Genomic DNA, 825 nt, shown 5'->3' on the forward strand with positions numbered 1-825 from the left:
CGGTGGTGATGGGCAGGTCCTGCCCCGCGCGCTCGAGCCGGCGCTCGTCCAGCCACAGCGTGAAATCGCCGAACGCCACGCGCCCGGCCGAGGGCGCGGGGCCGGCGTGCGCACCCAGCATGCGCTGGCGCCGCACCATGGCCTGGATGCGCGCGAGCAGTTCGCGCGGCTGAAAGGGTTTCGGCAGGTAGTCGTCGGCGCCCATCTCCAGGCCGACGATGCGGTCCACCGGGTCGCCGCGTGCGGTCAGCATGAGGATGGGAATGGTCTCGCCCTGCGCGCGCAGGCGGCGGCAGATGGCCAGGCCGTCCTCGCCCGGCATCATCACGTCCAGCACCAGCACGTCGAAGCGCTCGCGCGCCAGCAGCCGGTCGAGCGGGCCGGCGCCGTCGACCGTGCGCACGGCGTAGCCGTGGTCGCCCAGGTAGCGCTCCAGCAGCGCCCGCAGGTCGGGTTCGTCATCGGCCACCAGAATCCGGGCCAGCGCATCGGTCATGGAAAAACCCCTGTGATTGACCGCGATGGTAGGGCCGGCCCGCGGCGCCATCGGCATGCCCGTGTCAGGCCATGACAGGGCTGGCGCAGCGGTCATGGTTTGTCATCACTTGGAATGCGCGGGCCATCGTTTTGGAACGGTGGCGCGGCACAGTGGCGGCGAGGGCGCAGCGATCCGCGCACGGCGCCCCACCCAACCGCCACTGCCCTCCCAGGAGTCCGATGACATGACCGCCCACGCCCCCGCCCATACCGCCGCCCACTCGCCGTCCCACCGCCTTGCGCCCCTTGGGCTGCGCCACCCGCTCGTGGCCGCGCTGCTGCTGGCCG

1 protein-coding gene is annotated in these 825 nt (G+C 72.6%); it reads right to left on the reverse strand.

The window, feature by feature from the left end; all coding sequences use genetic code 11:
• A partial coding sequence (locus AC27IQ_RS26000) for a response regulator (RefSeq protein WP_487091362.1) occupies positions 1-496 on the reverse strand: 496 nt, incomplete at its 3' end.
• Between the last annotated feature and the right edge of the window lie 329 nt (positions 497-825).

Source organism: Acidovorax sp. KPB24-07 (genome assembly GCF_057543315.1).